The sequence below is a fragment of the Streptomyces anulatus genome, from assembly GCF_000721175.1.
Classification (GTDB): domain Bacteria; phylum Actinomycetota; class Actinomycetes; order Streptomycetales; family Streptomycetaceae; genus Streptomyces; species Streptomyces anulatus_C.
The window spans coordinates 102205-116937 of record NZ_JOEZ01000005.1 but is presented as its reverse complement, the minus strand read 5'-3'; the positions used below and the strand labels follow the sequence as shown (position 1 = coordinate 116937).

Sequence of the window (14733 nt, the reverse complement as noted above, 5' to 3'; positions counted from 1 at the left end):
ACCGGGTGGCCACGGCGTTGCCGAAATGCCCTGGCAGCTCCGCTACGAGGACCTCTCGACACCTTGGAATCGCATGCGCCGGACCGCGTCCGCTTTCCGATCGAAGGCCACCCGGTAGGCGCTGAGGGCGCGCCGGGCTGACGTACGCTGGATCGGTCCGACGACCCGTAGAAGAACGCCGAGAGGTGACAGCCCGGTGACCGAGAAGGCCGACCTTCAGCCCGTCCTCGACCGAGCCGCCGAAGGCGGTCGGATCACCCCGGAGGAGGCGCTCGACCTCTACCGGTCCGCGCCGCTGCACGCGCTGGGCTCCGCCGCCGACGCCGTACGCCGCCGCCGCTACGCCGGTACGGAGCACATCGCGACGTACATCATCGAGCGGAACATCAACTACACCAACGTGTGCGTGACGGCCTGCAAGTTCTGCGCCTTCTACGCCCCGCCCAAGGCCACCGACAAGGGCTGGACCCGCGACCTCGACGACATCCTGCGCCGCTGCGCGGAGACCGTGGAGCTGGGCGGCACCCAGATCATGTTCCAGGGCGGCCACCACCCGGACTTCGGCGTGGAGTACTACGAGGAGCACTTCTCCGCGATCAAGAAGGCGTTCCCGCAGCTGGTCATCCACTCGCTCGGCGCCTCCGAGATCGAGCACATGGCCCGGATCTCGAAGGTCTCCGCCGAGGAGGCCATCAGCCGGATCCACGCCGCCGGGCTCGACTCCTTCGCCGGTGCGGGCGCCGAGCTGCTGCCCGCCCGGCCGCGCACCGCCATCGCCCCGCTCAAGGAGTCCGGCGAGCGGTGGCTGGAGATCATGGAGATCGCGCACGGACTCGGCGTCGAGTCCACCTCCACCATGCTGATGGGCACCGGCGAGACCAACGCCGAGCGCATCGAGCACCTGAAGATGATCCGGGACGTCCAGGACCGTACGGGCGGCTTCCGCGCCTTCATCCCGTACACCTACCAGCCGGAGAACAACAAGCTGAAGGGCCAGACGCAGGCCACGCTCTTCGAGTACCTGCGGATGATCGCCATCGCCCGGCTCTTCCTCGACAACGTCGCCCACATCCAGGGCTCCTGGCTGACCACCGGCAAGGAGGTCGGCCAGCTGTCGCTGCACTACGGCGCGGACGACCTCGGCTCGATCATGCTGGAGGAGAACGTCGTCTCCTCGGCCGGAGCCAGGCACCGCTCCAACCGGCTGGAGATCATCGACCTGATCCGCAAGGCGGACCGGGTCCCCGCCCAGCGCGCCACGACGTACGAGCACCTCGTCGTGCACGACGACCCGGCGATGGACCCGGTCGACGAGCGCGTCGTCTCGCACATCTCGTCCACCGCGATCGAGGGCGGCACGGCCCACCCGGAGCTGAAGCTCCTCAACGCCAACTAGTACGTCCTGTGCTGACGATTCACGCCGCGCCCCTGGTCCTTCCGGTGGGCGCGGCGGCCGTCGCGGACGGTGCGGTCGCGGTGGACGGCGGCCGGATCGCGGCCATCGGCCCGTACGAGGAGGTCGTCGCCGCGTACCCGGCGGCCCGGGTCCGCCGCTGGCCCGGCCTCCTCACGCCCGGGCTGCGCCAGGACCGGGCCCGGGAGCTGCTCACCCGCTGCTACCACCCCGACCCGCGCGAGGCCGACGAGGTGGGTGAACTCCCCCTGTGGGGCGAGGAGTTCGAGCGCCTTGCGGCGACGATGGACGCGACCCGGCGGGCCGGCAGCGTCCGGCGCGGGCTCCAGCGGATGCTGCGGCACGGCACCACCCATCTGGCGGGCCCCCTCGGCGCGGACGACCCGGCGCTGCGCACCGCCGTCTCCCGGTCGGGCCTGGTCCAGGTCCCGCCCCCGCCCGGACGCGAGGGCGCGCCGGACCTGGACCCCTTCGCGGCCGGCGGCGACCTGGCCGCCACCGCCCACGGGCCGCTGACCGTGGGCGGGCGCGCCGACTTCGCCGTCTTCGACGTGCCCGACGAGGCGGCGCTGCGCGCGGGCGGGGCGGGCGCCTGCGTGGCGACGGTCCTCGCGGGGCGGCTCGTGCACCGCGCCCGCTGAGGCCCGCTCCGCGGAGGGGGTCAGGGCACCTTCGGGCCGCCCAGATAGCGTCCCTTCGCGTCGTACGGCCAGGCGTTGGCGACGCAGCCCTTCAGCCCGGCGATCTGCTGCATCATCGCGGGCGCGGGACGGCCCTTCCCCGGGCAGGTCTCGTGGCCGCGCCCCAGCCAGTGGCCGACCTCGTGGTTGACGATCAGCGCCCGGTACTCCGAGACGGGCCCGTCGAACTGCGGCGAACCGAGCTGCCAGCGCTTCAGGTTGACCATCACCTTCTCGCCGCCCCGGCAGTTGACCTCGCCGCGCGTGTTCAGGCCGTACTCACCGCACATCCGGTCCGTGGTCGCCGGGGTGGCGATCCGGATCACCAGCCCGGCCGACCCGTCGGCGACCTGGCGGAACGAGCGCTCGCCGCCATGGCTCCAGCCGCGCGGATCGGCGAGGACGGCGGCGATGTCCGCGGCGGCCCGGTCGGGGTCGACGCCGGTGCCGTCCTCCACCTCGACCCGGTAGGCGCTGCCCCTGCCCTTCGCCGTGACGCCCGCCCGCGCCACGGTGAACGTGCCGGGCCCCGAGGCGGGGACGTCCTCGGCCCGGGGGGTGTCCTCCTCGTCGGAGGTGGAAGCGGAGGCGGACGGGGCCGGGGACGGCGGGGGAGTGGGCGCGGGGGAGTCCTCCAGCGGCACCGACGCGTTGTCCGGTCCGCCCGCCGGAGCCGTACGGGACGGGGCGGGCGCCGCGTCCGCCGGGCCGCCCCCGTCCTGCCAGGGGCGGCCGACGAGGAGCGCCGCCCCCGCCACCACCGCGAGGCCCAGCACGGCGAGCGAGACCGCCCGGCGCCGGCTCCGCTGCCGGCGCCGCACCCGGGACCGCGCCGCGGACCGGGAACGGGGAGCGGACCGGGAGCCGTCGCGCGAACCGCTCCGGGTGTGCTCCGGGGCCCGGGGAGGCGGTACGCGCAGCCGGAACGTGTCCTCGTCGCGGTCCGGTTCCCCGTACCCGGGCGGCAGGGTGCCCGTGGGGCGGCGGCGCGTCACGAGGCGGCCCCGCTCCGCGGCACCGGATGCTCGTCGGCGTACGCGATCAGCTCCCGGAACCGTGGGCTCTGGGCGACCCGGACCAGATCCCCGGCGGTGACGGGGGTGCCGCCCGCCCCGGTCGGTGCGGGCGATACGGACAGGGCCACCGTGCTGCGGCCGGACCGGTAGCGGAGGGAGACCTCCGTGCCCGTCCGCCCCGCGGCGGGCTGCCGGAAGACGTGGGCGGGCGTGCCGTCGTCCAGGGTGAGGCCCTCGCAGGTCAGCCCCTGCTCGGGGATGTCGCGGCAGGCGGGCGCCGCGCTCCCCGGATCCGGGTGCACCGACAGGCGGACGGAGTGCACGATGCCACCGCGCCGGCCCTGGTAGCTCCGCCCGTCGTCGCCGACCGGCAGGACGGTCCCGATCGACGCGGGCAGCAGGGCGTCCAGCGCCCCGGCCGCCCGCCGCCGGAAGTCCTCCAGGCGCGTGGCCTCCCCGGGGCCGGGCGGTGGGGCCGACAGGAGCGGCGTCGCGGTGGGGGATGTCGTCGGCCCGGCCTCGGGCCCCTTCGACTCGGGGGTGGACGTAGGGCTCGGCATCTCGGGGCGTGGCTCCGTACGTTGGGGAGAGGGGGCAGGGGCGGGCGAGGAGAGGGACGGTCCGGCGGGCGCGGCGGGATCCGCCTCCGGCCCCGCCACCAGCCAGGGGCCGAGGACGGCGAGGCCCAGGGTCACGGCGGTGACCGCGACGAAGGTACCCGCGACCGCGAGCGCCCGGGTCCTGGCCCGCCGCCGGTGCCCCTCCCGTACGGCGTCGGGGACCAGATCCGGCTGGAGGGACAGCGGTCCGGCGGTCCGCCGCAGGGCGTCCCGGAACAGCTCTTCGTCACGCGCGCTGGGCGACAGGCGCTCGTACGGTTCAGGGGTCATGACCGGCCCTCAGCTTCCGGAGGAGTAGAGCTGGACGTCGCCCATCCGGGCGCGCAGTCGGACGAGCGAACGCGAGCACTGGCTCTTCACCGTGGACTCGCTGCACCGCAGCAGCGAGGCCACGGTCTCCACGCTCAGGTCGTCCCAGTAGCGGAGGACGACCATCGCCCGCGCCCGGGGCGGGAGTTCGGCGAGCAGGGCGAGAAGGGTGACCCGGAGGTCGGCGCCGGGGGCGGGGTTGGGGTGCGGGCGGGGCGCGTTGCGGTTGTGGGCGAGCAGATCGGTGACGGTGCGGCGGCGTTCGGCCACGAAGGTGCGGACGAGCACGGTCTTGGCGTAGGCGTCGAGGTTGTCCGCCCGGCTCGCCCTGCGCCAGTGCTGGAACAGCTTGGCGAGCGTCGTCTGCGTCAGGTCCTGCGCGCCCTCGACGTCTCCGCACAGCAGGTAGGCCGTCCGGTACAGCCGGCGCTGCCCGGTCCGGGCGTACGCCTCGAACGCGGCGCCCTCGCCGTCCGCCATGGCGGGCTCCGCCCCTGCCGGCATCCGCCGTCCCCTCTCCTCGACCCCCACCCCTTACAGAGCACCCGTGTGCCGGAAAGGTTGAAGAGAAGTGAAGATCAGTTCGATGCGGTGTGCGGGCCGGTTCACGCACCGCATCGCGGTACCGGTCCACACACCGGTCCGGGGCCCTCCCACTCCCCGGCGGAACCCGGTGCCCGCGCGCACCGCTGTGTGGGGACAGCGCGCTCGCGACGGTCGAGGGCTTTCCGGCCGGCACGACCGGGCCACCCGGCACCACGCGGTCAACGACTACGCCCCGCACCGCCGGGTCGCCGAACGCGCCGCCATCGCCGGAGACCGCCCTCACCGGTCCAGGGGGCCGGGCTGCTTGAATGGAAGGGTGACCCGAGCCTCCCTGGAAAAGCAGCCGCACGAAGTCGCCTCGATGTTCGACGGTGTGGCGGCCAACTACGACCTGACCAACGACGTGATCTCGCTCGGCCAGGCCCGGCTGTGGCGCAAGGCGGTCGCCCAGGCGGTCGACGCCCGCCCCGCGCAGAAGATCCTGGACCTGGCGGCCGGTACGGCGACCTCCTCGCAGCCCTTCGTGAAGGCGGGCGCCTACGTCGTGCCGTGCGACTTCTCGCTCGGCATGCTGAAGGTCGGCAAGGAGCGCCACCCGTGGATGCCGTTCACCGCGGGCGACGGCATGAAGCTGCCGTTCAAGGACGAGACGTTCGACACCGTCACGATCTCCTTCGGACTGCGCAACATCCAGGACACCGACGTCGCGCTGCGCGAGCTGTACCGGGTGACGAAGCCCGGCGGCCGGGTCGTGATCTGCGAGTTCTCCCAGCCGACCTGGACCCCGTTCCGCACGGTCTACACGGAGTACCTGATGCGGGCGATCCCGCCGGCCGCCCGCGCGGTGTCCTCCAACCCGGACGCGTACGTCTATCTCGCCGAGTCGATCCGGGACTGGCCCGACCAGAGCGCCCTCGCCGCACTGCTCCAGAAGGCCGGCTGGTCGAAGGTCGCCTGGCGCAACCTGACCGGCGGCGTGGTGGCCCTGCACCGGGCCACCCGCGCCTGACGTTCCCGTAACGGGCCCCGGGCCCCGGGCCCCGGGCTCACAGCTCCGGGCGGGAGCCGGCAGCCGGGAGCCCGGGCGGCTCTCAGAGCTCCAGGCGGAAGCAGACGGCCTCCTGGCCGCGCGGGGTCGCGTACGACTCGGCCCGCCGCATCCCGAGCCGTTCCGCGACCGCCATCGACCGGGTGTTGCCTGAGTGGACCATCGCGACCACCTCGCCCACCCCCGCCGCCCGCAGCCGCTCCAGCGTGGTGCGGGCGGCGGCGGTGGCGTACCCGCGTCCCCACGCCTCGCGCCCCAGCCGCCAGCCGATCTCGGTCGCGCCGACCGGCCCGTAATGCGTGTGCGGCCACGGTTGTGCGCCGGTGAAGCCGAGGACGGCACCCTCCTCGTCCGTGACGGTCCACAGGCAGTAGCCCAGCTCCGCGTCGTGCCGCCGCTGGCGCGCGGTGAGCTCCTCGTACACGGAGAACTCCGCGCTCCGCCCGCCGAAGAACTCCATCACCTGCGGGTCGTCGAAGACCCGGTGCCAGGTCAGGGCGTCCTCGTCCGTCGGAACGCGGAGGCGTACGGCGGGGACCGGAGCATGGGGCGTGGCAGGCGCTGTCGACATGAGGGAGCCCTTCGGAGGGTTGATCTGCAGGCCCCCATAGACTGCACGGGACATGTGCCGCGCGGCACGCGAATTCGAGTCTTCGGGAGATCCGACCGTGACCGAGCCCCTCTCCGAGCACAGCGCGGACGTGATCGTCGTCGGAGCGGGCCCAGCCGGCTCCACGACCGCGTACTACCTCGCCAAGGCCGGACTCGACGTCCTGCTCCTGGAGAAGACCGCCTTCCCCCGGGAGAAGGTCTGCGGCGACGGACTCACGCCCCGCGCCACGAAACAGCTCGTCTCCATGGGGATCGACATCTCCGAGGAGGCGGGCTGGCTGCGCAACAAGGGCCTGCGCATCATCGGCGGTGGCGTACGGCTCCAGCTGGACTGGCCGGACCTCGCCTCCTACCCGGACTACGGTCTGGTCCGCAAGCGCGACGACTTCGACGAGCAGCTGGCCCGGCAGGCGCAGAAGGCCGGCGCCCGGCTGTACGAGCGCTGCAACGTCGGCGCGCCGATCAAGGACGAGCGCACCGGCCGTATCACCGGCGTCGAGGCGAAGATCGGCGAGGAGAAGACCCCGGTCACCTTCCACGCCCCGCTCGTCGTCGCCGCCGACGGCAACTCCACCCGGCTCTCCCTGGCGATGGGCCTGCACCGCCGCGAGGACCGCCCGATGGGCGTCGCCGTGCGCACCTACTTCACCTCGCCCCGCCACGACGACGACTACCTGGAGTCCTGGCTGGAGCTGTGGGACAAGCGCGGCGCCGAGGACCGGCTGCTGCCCGGCTACGGCTGGATCTTCGGCATGGGCGACGGCACCTCCAACGTGGGCCTCGGCATTCTCAACTCCTCCTCCGCCTTCAAGGAGCTGGACTGGCGCGAGGTCCTCAAGGCCTGGTGCGCCTCGATGCCGGAGGACTGGGGTTACACCCCGGAGAACATGACGATGCCGATCCGGGGCGCGGCCCTCCCGATGGCCTTCAACCGCCAGCCGCACTACACCAAGGGCCTCCTCCTCGTCGGCGACGCGGGCGGCATGGTCAACCCCTTCAACGGCGAGGGCATCGCGTACGCCATGGAGTCGGGCCAGATCGCGGCCGACGTCATCGTCCAGGCCCACGCCCGCGCCACCCCCGCCCAGCGCGAACTGGCCCTGAACAGCTACCCGAAGGTACTCAAGGAGACCTACGGCGGCTACTACACGATGGGCCGCGCCTTCGTGAAGCTGATCGGCAACCCGAAGATCATGAAGGTCGCGACCCAACGCGGTCTGACCCACCCGCTGCTGATGAAGTTCACCCTGAAGATGCTGGCCAACCTGACCGACCCGCAGGGCGGCGACGCGATGGACCGCATCATCAACGGCCTGTCGAAGGTGGCCCCGAAGGCCTGAGGCCGACCGGGGCCCGTCGCGCGGGGCCTCATGCGCGGCGTCGCGCGGGCTGCCGCGTGCGGTGCCGCGTCGGGCCGCCCGCCCGCGGGCGGTCCTCACCGGGCACGCCCGCACGGCCGCAGCCTCGGCCCTCGGCGGCCGCCCCCTCATCGCCGGCCCAGCCGTCACCTGGACCCCGCGCACGCCCTGGGAGGGCGACCGGGCGGCGGACCGGGACCAGCCGCCGGGCCTGGCGTTCCACGTCCTGGGCGAGGACCGGCGGCCGACCGCCTACTTCCGCGTCGTCCTTCGACGCGGGCCCGGACCCGGAGCTCCGCTCACCCCCGGCGTTAATTCTCATCCCCCAGGTGATCGTGTGCGATGATTTGCGCGCCCCCGGTCGTCGGCAGTCCCGGACCGGACGGCGCCCGCCCGCCCCCGCCCGCAGTGGCGGCACGCGGTGCGTGCCACTCTTCGTGACGCACGCTCACATCGAACGCAGGCCAGCGGGGTACGGAACAAGCCGATACAGCGCTGCTCGACCCCAAGGACAGACAGCCATGACCACCGCATCCCTGCCCCAGCACCACGGGCTCTTCCTGGAGCCCCGCTTCGCCGTGGACCCGACCGCGCCGGACGACGACGAGGACTTCGACGCCCCGTACGACGCGCCGCCCGCGCCCACCAGCTCGGCCAAGGAGCCGGAGCGGACGAACCGTCGCCCCCGCCGCCGCTGATCCGGACGGCGGCCCTCCGGCTCTCCGGCCTTCCGGCCGGGAAAACCGCTGGAGGCCCCGCCGCCCGGCCGGTAGCCTCCCTTCTCATGGCCAGTCCCGAGTCCGACAGACTCCGGCCACCGGTGCGCCGGTGGCCGTGTTCGTGCTGAGCGTCGCCGGCTGACCTCTCGGGTCACCGGCCCCCTCTCGTACGGTTCCACGCCCGCCGGACCACCGCGGGTGCGGGCCGTCTCCCCCTCGCGTACGCGCTGAAGCACCGCCGTACGCGGGGTTCGTGCCACCGGCCGATCACCACCGGGCACTTCTCCGCGCCGCCCCGCCGGCCTCCGGCGGGCGTCCGCGTCGCGACCCGTATCCCCGCGTTCCGGTCTGTCTGTCCACCCGACGGTTCCGTCCAAGGGGCTACTCACCCATGCCATTCGCCGTCTACGTCCTCGGGCTCGCGGTCTTCGCCCAGGGCACCTCCGAGTTCATGCTGTCCGGGCTGCTCTCGGGCATCGCCGCCGACCTCGACGTCTCCCTCTCCGCCGCCGGCCTCCTAACCTCCGCCTTCGCCGTCGGGATGGTCGTCGGCGCACCCCTGACGGCGCTCTCCAGCCGCTCCTGGCCCCGCCGCCGCGCCCTGCTCCTCTTCCTCGCGGTGTTCGTCGCCGTCCATGTCGTCGGCGCTCTCACCCCGAGTTACGGCGTGCTCCTCGCGAGCCGCTTCGTCGGGGCGCTCGCCAACGCGGGCTTCTGGGCCGTGGCCCTCACGACGGCCGTCGCGATGGTCCCCGACCGGCTCAAGGGCCGGGCCACCGCTGTCGTGGTCGGCGGGGTGACGATCGCCTGCGTGGTGGGCGTACCGGCCGGGGCGGTGCTGGGGGAGCGCTGGGGGTGGCGCTCGGCCTTCTGGGCGGTCGCGGTCGTCTCGCTGCCCGCCGTCCTCGCGATCCTGCGCACCATCCCGGGCGGCCGGGGTACGGACGCGGGCGCCGCTCCCGTACCCGTACGGGACGAACTGCGCGCGCTGACCGGCCCCCGGCTGCGGCCGGTCCTGCTCATGATGGCCCTGGTGCAGGGCGCGACCTTCTGCACGTTCTCCTATCTGGAGCCACTCCTCACCCGGGAGACGGGCCTGGGCGGGGGGTGGGTGCCGGTGTCCCTGGCGCTCTTCGGGGCGGGCTCGTTCGTAGGGGTCACGGTTGCGGGCCGGTTCGCCGACGCCCGCCCGGTCGCCCTCGTAGCCACGGGCATGGCCGCTCTCACCCTCGGGTGGGCGGCGCTCGCCCTGACGGCGGGGAGCCCGGTGCTCGCCCTCGCGCTGATCCCGCTCCTCGGCATGCTCGCCTTCGGTACGGGCACCGCTCTGATCACCCGGGTCCTGGGACTCGCCCCCGGCGCCCCGACGCTGGCCGGAGCCTTCTCGACGACCGCGTTCAACCTGGGGGCGACGCTGGGCCCGTGGGCGGGCGGGCTGGCCCTGGACGCCGGGCTCGGCTACCGGGCGCCGGCCTGGGTGAGCGCCCTGCTGATGGTCCTGGCCCTGCTCGTCGCCGCCACCACGGCGAAGGGCCGCCGCCCCCGAGCGGGGGAGCGGCGGCCCTCAGCGCCTGTCGGGTGACCTCTGACCGGGCGGCCACGCCCCGGCACGCACGCTCCCGGGCGTTGCCGAGATGCCCTGGTAGCTCCGCTACGAGGGCATCTCGGCGCCTGGGAACCGCACGCACCGGACCGCGTCCGCTTTCCGGTCGAAGGCCACCCGACAGGCTCTCAGCCGTGCACCGGAGCGCCCGCGGGCGCTTGTGAATCAGAGAACGCGGACCGCGCCGGTCGGCCGGTCGTAGTCCAGGGAGCGCTGCACCGTGCCGGTGCCGGAGTTCTGCGCACCGACGAACTCGCCGCCGCCGACGTAGATCGCGACGTGGTACGCGCTGCCCGCGCCACCCCAGTACAGGATGTCGCCGGGCTGGAGGTTGTCCAGGGAGACCTGGGTGCCGGCGGTCGACTGGGCCTGCGAGACGCGGGGGAGGTCGACGCCCACCGTGCGGTACGCGGCCTGGACCAGACCCGAGCAGTCCCACGCGTTGGGGCCGGTGCCGCCCGACACGTACGCGTCGCCGACCTGCGCCTTGGCGAACGCGACGATGGCGCCGGCGGAGCCGCTCACGTTCGAGGAGGAGTTGGAGGGGGCGGAGGCGGAGCTGCCCGAGGAGCCGGAGGAGCCGGAGGAGGCGCTGAGCGTCGTGCGCTCGGCGGTCCGGGAGGCGCGCTCGGCGCGCTCCTCGGCCTCGGCCTCGGCCTCCGCCCGGGCCTTCGCGGCGGCTTCGGCCTTCTTCTCGGCCTCGGCCTTGCGGACGGCCTCGGCGTGGGCCTTCTTGGCCGTCTTCGCGGCCTTCTCGGCCGCGGCGTCCTCCTCGGCCTGCGTCGCCAGGTCCAGGGCGACCTGCTGGGTGGCCTGAGCGGAGGCGGCCACGGCGGTGGAGAAGCCGGACGTGATGGTGGGCATCTCGATCGTCTGGGCGACCGGCTCGGCCTGGGCCGGACCGGCGGCACCGGCGACCGCGATGGTGCTGAGGACGCCACCGGCAACTCCGGCTCGCAGTGCCGACGTCGAGGCGCGCTGGCGGGGCTTCCGGTGGCTGGGTATGTGAGCGGTGTGGGACATGGGTACTAGCGCTATCAGGGCTGTAGGGGTCCCATCAAGAAACGTGTGTTGCGACACAGTTACGTTCGGAATCTGTGAATCCGCTTCCTGGACACCCTTATTGACGCCGTAACGGGCAAATCGGACGTACGCAATCAGGCCCGTGATCACTGCGTTTCGGTAATACGCCCGAATTGCCCGTCACTTACCATCCGTTCACACCGATGGCCAAGCCCGGCTTTCCGGGGTGCGGGGTCGAGTGGTGCAGGTCACAGCGCGAGTCCGCCGGGACGGGCAACCCCCGCGGCCGCGATCCGCGTGGGCGTCCGCGACCTTCCGCGGTCGCCCCCGTCGGCGGAGGCGACGGCTCCGCTCGCGTGCCGGGGCTCGATCCGGAAGATCGTGAATGCGTGCACATGTCCCCATCGATTCCCGCCGCCCCCATCCGGGTGGCCCTCCCGGTCGGCCGGGGCTCTTATCACCCCTGGCCGGTCCACCGCCAATTTGCTTGTAGAGGCCGTCGATTGATAGCGGCGCACGCCTTTGACCAGCGGTGACGCCATCGAATGTCACGTCTCGTGATCGCTCGGCCGCTTCGCGTACGAAGATCACCGCTCATACGACTTCATGATCGTTCGTCAGGTGGTGGAGATCACAAAGCCGTTGTTGCACCCCGTGTCGCAGATCACAGGGGACCGGGCATAGGATGCGGGGCAGTCGGGCTTGTGAACTGCCTCACATGTGCACGATCTTGGTGAGGTGGCGAGCCGGTCGCCCGATGCGGTCCAAAGGTCAAGGACGACTGGAAGGAGCGAGGAGCGTGAATGCCTACGCGCCCATCCTCGTGCTCGGCGCCCTCGGGGCAGGGTTTGCGATCTTCTCCGTGGTCATGGCCACGCTTATCGGCCCCAAGCGCTACAACCGGGCAAAGCTCGAAGCGTACGAGTGCGGTATCGAACCCACCCCGACTCCGGTCGGAGGCGGCCGCTTTCCCATCAAGTACTACCTGACGGCGATGCTTTTCATCGTCTTCGACATCGAGATCGTCTTCCTCTATCCCTGGGCGGTCTCCTTCGACGCCCTGGGGATCTTCGGGCTCGTGGAGATGCTGCTCTTCGTGCTCACCGTCTTCGTCGCCTACGCGTATGTGTGGCGTCGCGGCGGCCTGGAATGGGACTGAGGGGCTGAGGGGCACACCATGGGACTCGAAGAGAAACTGCCGAGCGGCTTCGTTCTGACCACGGTCGAGCAGGCCGCGGGCTGGGTGCGGAAGTCCTCCGTCTTCCCGGCCACGTTCGGACTCGCCTGCTGCGCCATCGAGATGATGACGACCGGAGCGGGCCGCTACGACCTGGCCCGGTTCGGGATGGAGGTCTTCCGCGGATCGCCGCGACAGGCGGACCTGATGATCGTCGCCGGACGGGTGAGCCAGAAGATGGCGCCCGTCCTGCGGCAGGTCTACGACCAGATGCCGAATCCCAAGTGGGTCATTTCCATGGGGGTTTGTGCGTCATCGGGCGGAATGTTCAATAACTACGCCATTGTGCAGGGTGTTGATCATATTGTCCCGGTCGATATCTATTTGCCGGGCTGTCCGCCGCGCCCCGAGATGCTGCTGGACGCCATCCTCAAGCTCCACCAGAAGATCCAGGACGGCAAGCTCGGGGTCAACGCGGAGGAGGCCGCCCGCGAGGCGGAGGAAGCGGCCCTCAAGGCACTGCCCCTGATCGAGATGAAGGGGCTGCTGCGGTGACCGAGAACCCCAAGGCGAACGGCGACGAGCAGAACGGCGACGCCGTACCCGCCCCGCGCGGCACCGGCGGCGAGGTCATCCGCGTCCGCAAGGGCATGTTCGGCGCGAACAACGGCGGCGACACCTCCGGCTACGGCGGCCTCGTCCGCACCATCACCCTGCCGGGAGCCGCCTCCCGGCCGTACGGCGGCTGGTTCGACGAGGTGGCCGACGAGCTCGAAGGGGCCCTGGAGGAACAGGACCTGCTTCCCGGGAACGCCATCGAGAAGACGGTCGTCGACCGCGACGAGCTGACCTTCCACATCGCCCGCGAACACCTGGTCCAGGTCGCCCGCACCCTGCGCGACGACCCCGCCCTGCGTTTCGAACTCTGCACGGGCGTGAGCGGCGTCCACTTCCCGGGCGACAAGGGCCGCGAGCTGCACGCCGTCTACCACCTGCGCTCGCTCACCCACGGCCGGCTCATCCGGCTGGAGGTGTCCGCCCCGGACAGCGACCCGCACATCCCGTCGCTCGTCGAGATCTACCCGACCAACGACTGGCACGAGCGCGAGGCGTACGACTTCTTCGGGCTCGTCTTCGACGGGCACCCGGCCCTGACCCGGATCATGATGCCGGACGACTGGCAGGGCTTCCCGCAGCGCAAGGACTACCCGCTCGGCGGCATCGCCGTCGAGTACAAGGGCGCCCAGATCCCGGCTCCGGACCAGCGGAGGTCGTACTCCTGATGACCACTCCCCACGCAACACCCCGTGCCACGACCGAGGGGACTGTATATACAGTCACCGGCGGCGACTGGGACGAGGTCGTCGAATCCGCGGTGAAGTCCGACGACGAGCGCATCATCGTCAACATGGGCCCCCAGCACCCCTCCACGCACGGCGTGCTGCGCCTCATCCTGGAGATCGACGGCGAGACCGTCACCGAGGCCCGCTGCGGCATCGGCTACCTCCACACCGGCATCGAGAAGAACCTCGAATTCCGCAACTGGACGCAGGGCACCACCTTCGTCACGCGGATGGACTACCTGACGCCGTTCTTCAACGAGACGGCGTACTGCCTGGGCGTCGAGAAGCTCCTCGGCATCGAGGACCAGATCCCCGACCGGGCCACCGTCCTGCGCGTGCTGCTGATGGAGCTCAACCGGCTCGCCTCGCACCTGGTGTGCATCGCCACCGGCGGCATGGAGCTCGGCGCGACCACGATCATGATCTACGGCTTCCGCGATCGTGAACTGGTTCTCGACCTCTTCGAGCTCTTCACCGGCCTCCGGATGAACCACGCGTTCGTCCGCCCCGGCGGCCTCGCCCAGGACCTGCCCCCGGGCGCGGTCGACCAGCTGCGCGAGTTCATCAAGACCATGAAGAAGAACCTGCCGGAGTACGACAAGCTCGCCACCGGCAACCCCATCTTCAAGGCCCGTATGAAGGACGTCGGCTACCTCGACCTCACCGGCTGCATGGCGCTCGGCGCCACCGGCCCGGTGCTGCGCTCCGCCGGACTCCCGCACGACCTGCGCAAGAGCGACCCGTACTGCGGCTACGAGACCTACGACTTCGACGTCCCGACCGCCGACACCTGTGACTCCTACGGACGCTTCCTCATCCGCCTGGAGGAGATGCGCCAGTCCCTGCGCATCATCGAGCAGTGCATCGACCGCCTGGAGCCGGGGCCGGTCATGGTCGCCGACAAGAAGATCGCCTGGCCCGCCCAGCTCGCCCTGGGCCCCGACGGTCTCGGCAACTCGCTCGACCACATCAGGAACATCATGGGCACCTCCATGGAAGCCCTGATCCACCACTTCAAGCTGGTGACCGAGGGCTTCCGGGTCCCCGCCGGACAGACGTACACCGCCGTCGAGTCCCCCAAGGGCGAACTCGGCGTGCACGTCGTCTCCGACGGCGGCACCCGCCCCTACCGGGTCCACTTCCGCGACCCGTCCTTCACCAACCTGCAGGCCATGGCGGCGATGTGCGAAGGCGGCCAGGTCGCCGACGTCATCGTCGCCGTCGCGTCCATCGACCCCGTGATGGGAGGCGTCGACCGGTGACCA

The 14733-nt window shown here is 71.9% G+C and carries 15 protein-coding genes and 1 pseudogene; 11 read left to right on the top strand and 5 right to left on the bottom strand.

The annotated features are described in order from the left end of the window. The first annotated feature begins 196 nt into the window (after positions 1-196). Both mqnC and IG90_RS0107045 read left to right on the top strand, forming a co-directional pair. Complete coding sequence (mqnC, locus tag IG90_RS0107050) at positions 197-1396, top strand: cyclic dehypoxanthinyl futalosine synthase (protein ID WP_030579183.1); 1200 nt, start codon at positions 197-199, stop codon at positions 1394-1396. A gap of 8 nt (positions 1397-1404) precedes the next feature. Next, complete coding sequence (locus IG90_RS0107045; protein ID WP_030579179.1) at positions 1405-2055, top strand: imidazolonepropionase-like domain-containing protein; 651 nt, start codon at positions 1405-1407, stop codon at positions 2053-2055. A 20-nt stretch (positions 2056-2075) separates the two neighbouring features. On the opposite strand, the gene IG90_RS0107040 is transcribed toward IG90_RS0107045, so the two are convergent. Genes IG90_RS0107040 through IG90_RS0107030 form a run of 3 tightly spaced genes read right to left on the bottom strand, consistent with a single transcriptional unit; the run spans position 2076 to position 4519 of the window. Beyond that, positions 2076-3089, bottom strand: coding sequence for a DUF3152 domain-containing protein (locus IG90_RS0107040; RefSeq protein WP_030579176.1), 1014 nt, complete (start codon positions 3087-3089; stop codon positions 2076-2078). Further along, a complete protein-coding gene (locus IG90_RS0107035; RefSeq protein ID WP_030579174.1) occupies positions 3086-4000 on the bottom strand; it encodes a superantigen-like protein SSL4 in 915 nt (304 codons plus the stop codon). The genes IG90_RS0107040 and IG90_RS0107035 overlap by 4 nt, the downstream gene beginning before the upstream one ends. 9 nt (positions 4001-4009) lie before the next feature. After that, a complete protein-coding gene (locus IG90_RS0107030; protein ID WP_030579170.1) occupies positions 4010-4519 on the bottom strand; it encodes a SigE family RNA polymerase sigma factor in 510 nt (169 codons plus the stop codon). A 382-nt stretch (positions 4520-4901) separates the two neighbouring features. Here IG90_RS0107030 and IG90_RS0107025 point away from each other — a divergent pair, with 382 nt between their 5' ends. Then, complete coding sequence (locus IG90_RS0107025) at positions 4902-5594, top strand: demethylmenaquinone methyltransferase (RefSeq protein ID WP_030579168.1); 693 nt, start codon at positions 4902-4904, stop codon at positions 5592-5594. Positions 5595-5676: 82 nt separating this feature from the next. Here IG90_RS0107025 and IG90_RS0107020 read toward each other — a convergent pair whose 3' ends face one another. Further along, on the bottom strand, positions 5677-6204 hold the full coding sequence (locus IG90_RS0107020) for a GNAT family N-acetyltransferase (protein WP_030579164.1): 528 nt from the start codon (positions 6202-6204) through the stop codon (positions 5677-5679). A gap of 97 nt (positions 6205-6301) precedes the next feature. Here IG90_RS0107020 and IG90_RS0107015 point away from each other — a divergent pair, with 97 nt between their 5' ends. The 4 genes and pseudogenes from IG90_RS0107015 (at position 6302) to IG90_RS0107005 (ending at position 9904) form a co-directional block, all read left to right on the top strand. Continuing rightward, on the top strand, positions 6302-7585 hold the full coding sequence (locus IG90_RS0107015; RefSeq protein WP_030579160.1) for a geranylgeranyl reductase family protein: 1284 nt from the start codon (positions 6302-6304) through the stop codon (positions 7583-7585). A gap of 76 nt (positions 7586-7661) precedes the next feature. Further along, positions 7662-7874: pseudogene (locus IG90_RS45615) on the top strand (phosphodiesterase); the annotation flags it as partial. 250 nt (positions 7875-8124) lie between these two features. Further along, positions 8125-8301, top strand: coding sequence for a hypothetical protein (locus tag IG90_RS44695; protein WP_164493875.1), 177 nt, complete (start codon positions 8125-8127; stop codon positions 8299-8301). Between the two features lie 412 nt (positions 8302-8713). Then, positions 8714-9904, top strand: coding sequence for a Cmx/CmrA family chloramphenicol efflux MFS transporter (locus IG90_RS0107005; RefSeq protein WP_030579155.1), 1191 nt, complete (start codon positions 8714-8716; stop codon positions 9902-9904). A 186-nt stretch (positions 9905-10090) separates the two neighbouring features. Here IG90_RS0107005 and IG90_RS0107000 read toward each other — a convergent pair whose 3' ends face one another. After that, complete coding sequence (locus IG90_RS0107000; RefSeq protein ID WP_030579152.1) at positions 10091-10948, bottom strand: C40 family peptidase; 858 nt, start codon at positions 10946-10948, stop codon at positions 10091-10093. A 799-nt stretch (positions 10949-11747) separates the two neighbouring features. Here IG90_RS0107000 and IG90_RS0106990 point away from each other — a divergent pair. From IG90_RS0106990 to IG90_RS0106975, 4 genes are read left to right on the top strand one after another with little or no spacing between them, the layout of a single operon-like run. Beyond that, the gene (locus tag IG90_RS0106990; protein ID WP_030579150.1) at positions 11748-12107 is read left to right on the top strand and encodes an NADH-quinone oxidoreductase subunit A; all 360 of its coding nucleotides are present in this window, start codon (positions 11748-11750) and stop codon (positions 12105-12107) included. An 18-nt stretch (positions 12108-12125) separates the two neighbouring features. Continuing rightward, positions 12126-12680 (top strand): NuoB/complex I 20 kDa subunit family protein, encoded by a 555-nt coding sequence (locus IG90_RS0106985; RefSeq protein ID WP_018490715.1) that lies wholly within the window; start codon positions 12126-12128, stop codon positions 12678-12680. Further along, positions 12677-13408: an NADH-quinone oxidoreductase subunit C gene (locus IG90_RS0106980; protein ID WP_030579147.1), complete on the top strand. Its 732-nt coding sequence runs from the start codon at positions 12677-12679 to the stop codon at positions 13406-13408. The genes IG90_RS0106985 and IG90_RS0106980 overlap by 4 nt, the downstream gene beginning before the upstream one ends. Beyond that, complete coding sequence (locus IG90_RS0106975) at positions 13408-14730, top strand: NADH-quinone oxidoreductase subunit D (RefSeq protein WP_030579144.1); 1323 nt, start codon at positions 13408-13410, stop codon at positions 14728-14730. The genes IG90_RS0106980 and IG90_RS0106975 overlap by 1 nt, the downstream gene beginning before the upstream one ends. Positions 14731-14733: the final 3 nt, after the last annotated feature.

What these genes read in the sequence shown, in the direction of transcription:
- IG90_RS0106975 (WP_030579144.1), top strand. Translation starts at nt 13,408, where the DNA reads ATGACCACTCCCCACGCAACACCCCGTGCCACGACCGAGGGGACTGTA.
- IG90_RS0106985 (WP_018490715.1), top strand. Translation starts at nt 12,126, where the DNA reads ATGGGACTCGAAGAGAAACTGCCGAGCGGCTTCGTTCTGACCACGGTC.
- IG90_RS0107035 (WP_030579174.1), bottom strand. Translation starts at nt 4,000, where the DNA reads ATGACCCCTGAACCGTACGAGCGCCTGTCGCCCAGCGCGCGTGACGAA.
- IG90_RS0107005 (WP_030579155.1), top strand. Translation starts at nt 8,714, where the DNA reads ATGCCATTCGCCGTCTACGTCCTCGGGCTCGCGGTCTTCGCCCAGGGC.
- IG90_RS0107020 (WP_030579164.1), bottom strand. Translation starts at nt 6,204, where the DNA reads ATGTCGACAGCGCCTGCCACGCCCCATGCTCCGGTCCCCGCCGTACGC.
- IG90_RS44695 (WP_164493875.1), top strand. Translation starts at nt 8,125, where the DNA reads ATGACCACCGCATCCCTGCCCCAGCACCACGGGCTCTTCCTGGAGCCC.
- IG90_RS0107000 (WP_030579152.1), bottom strand. Translation starts at nt 10,948, where the DNA reads ATGTCCCACACCGCTCACATACCCAGCCACCGGAAGCCCCGCCAGCGC.
- IG90_RS0107030 (WP_030579170.1), bottom strand. Translation starts at nt 4,519, where the DNA reads ATGGCGGACGGCGAGGGCGCCGCGTTCGAGGCGTACGCCCGGACCGGG.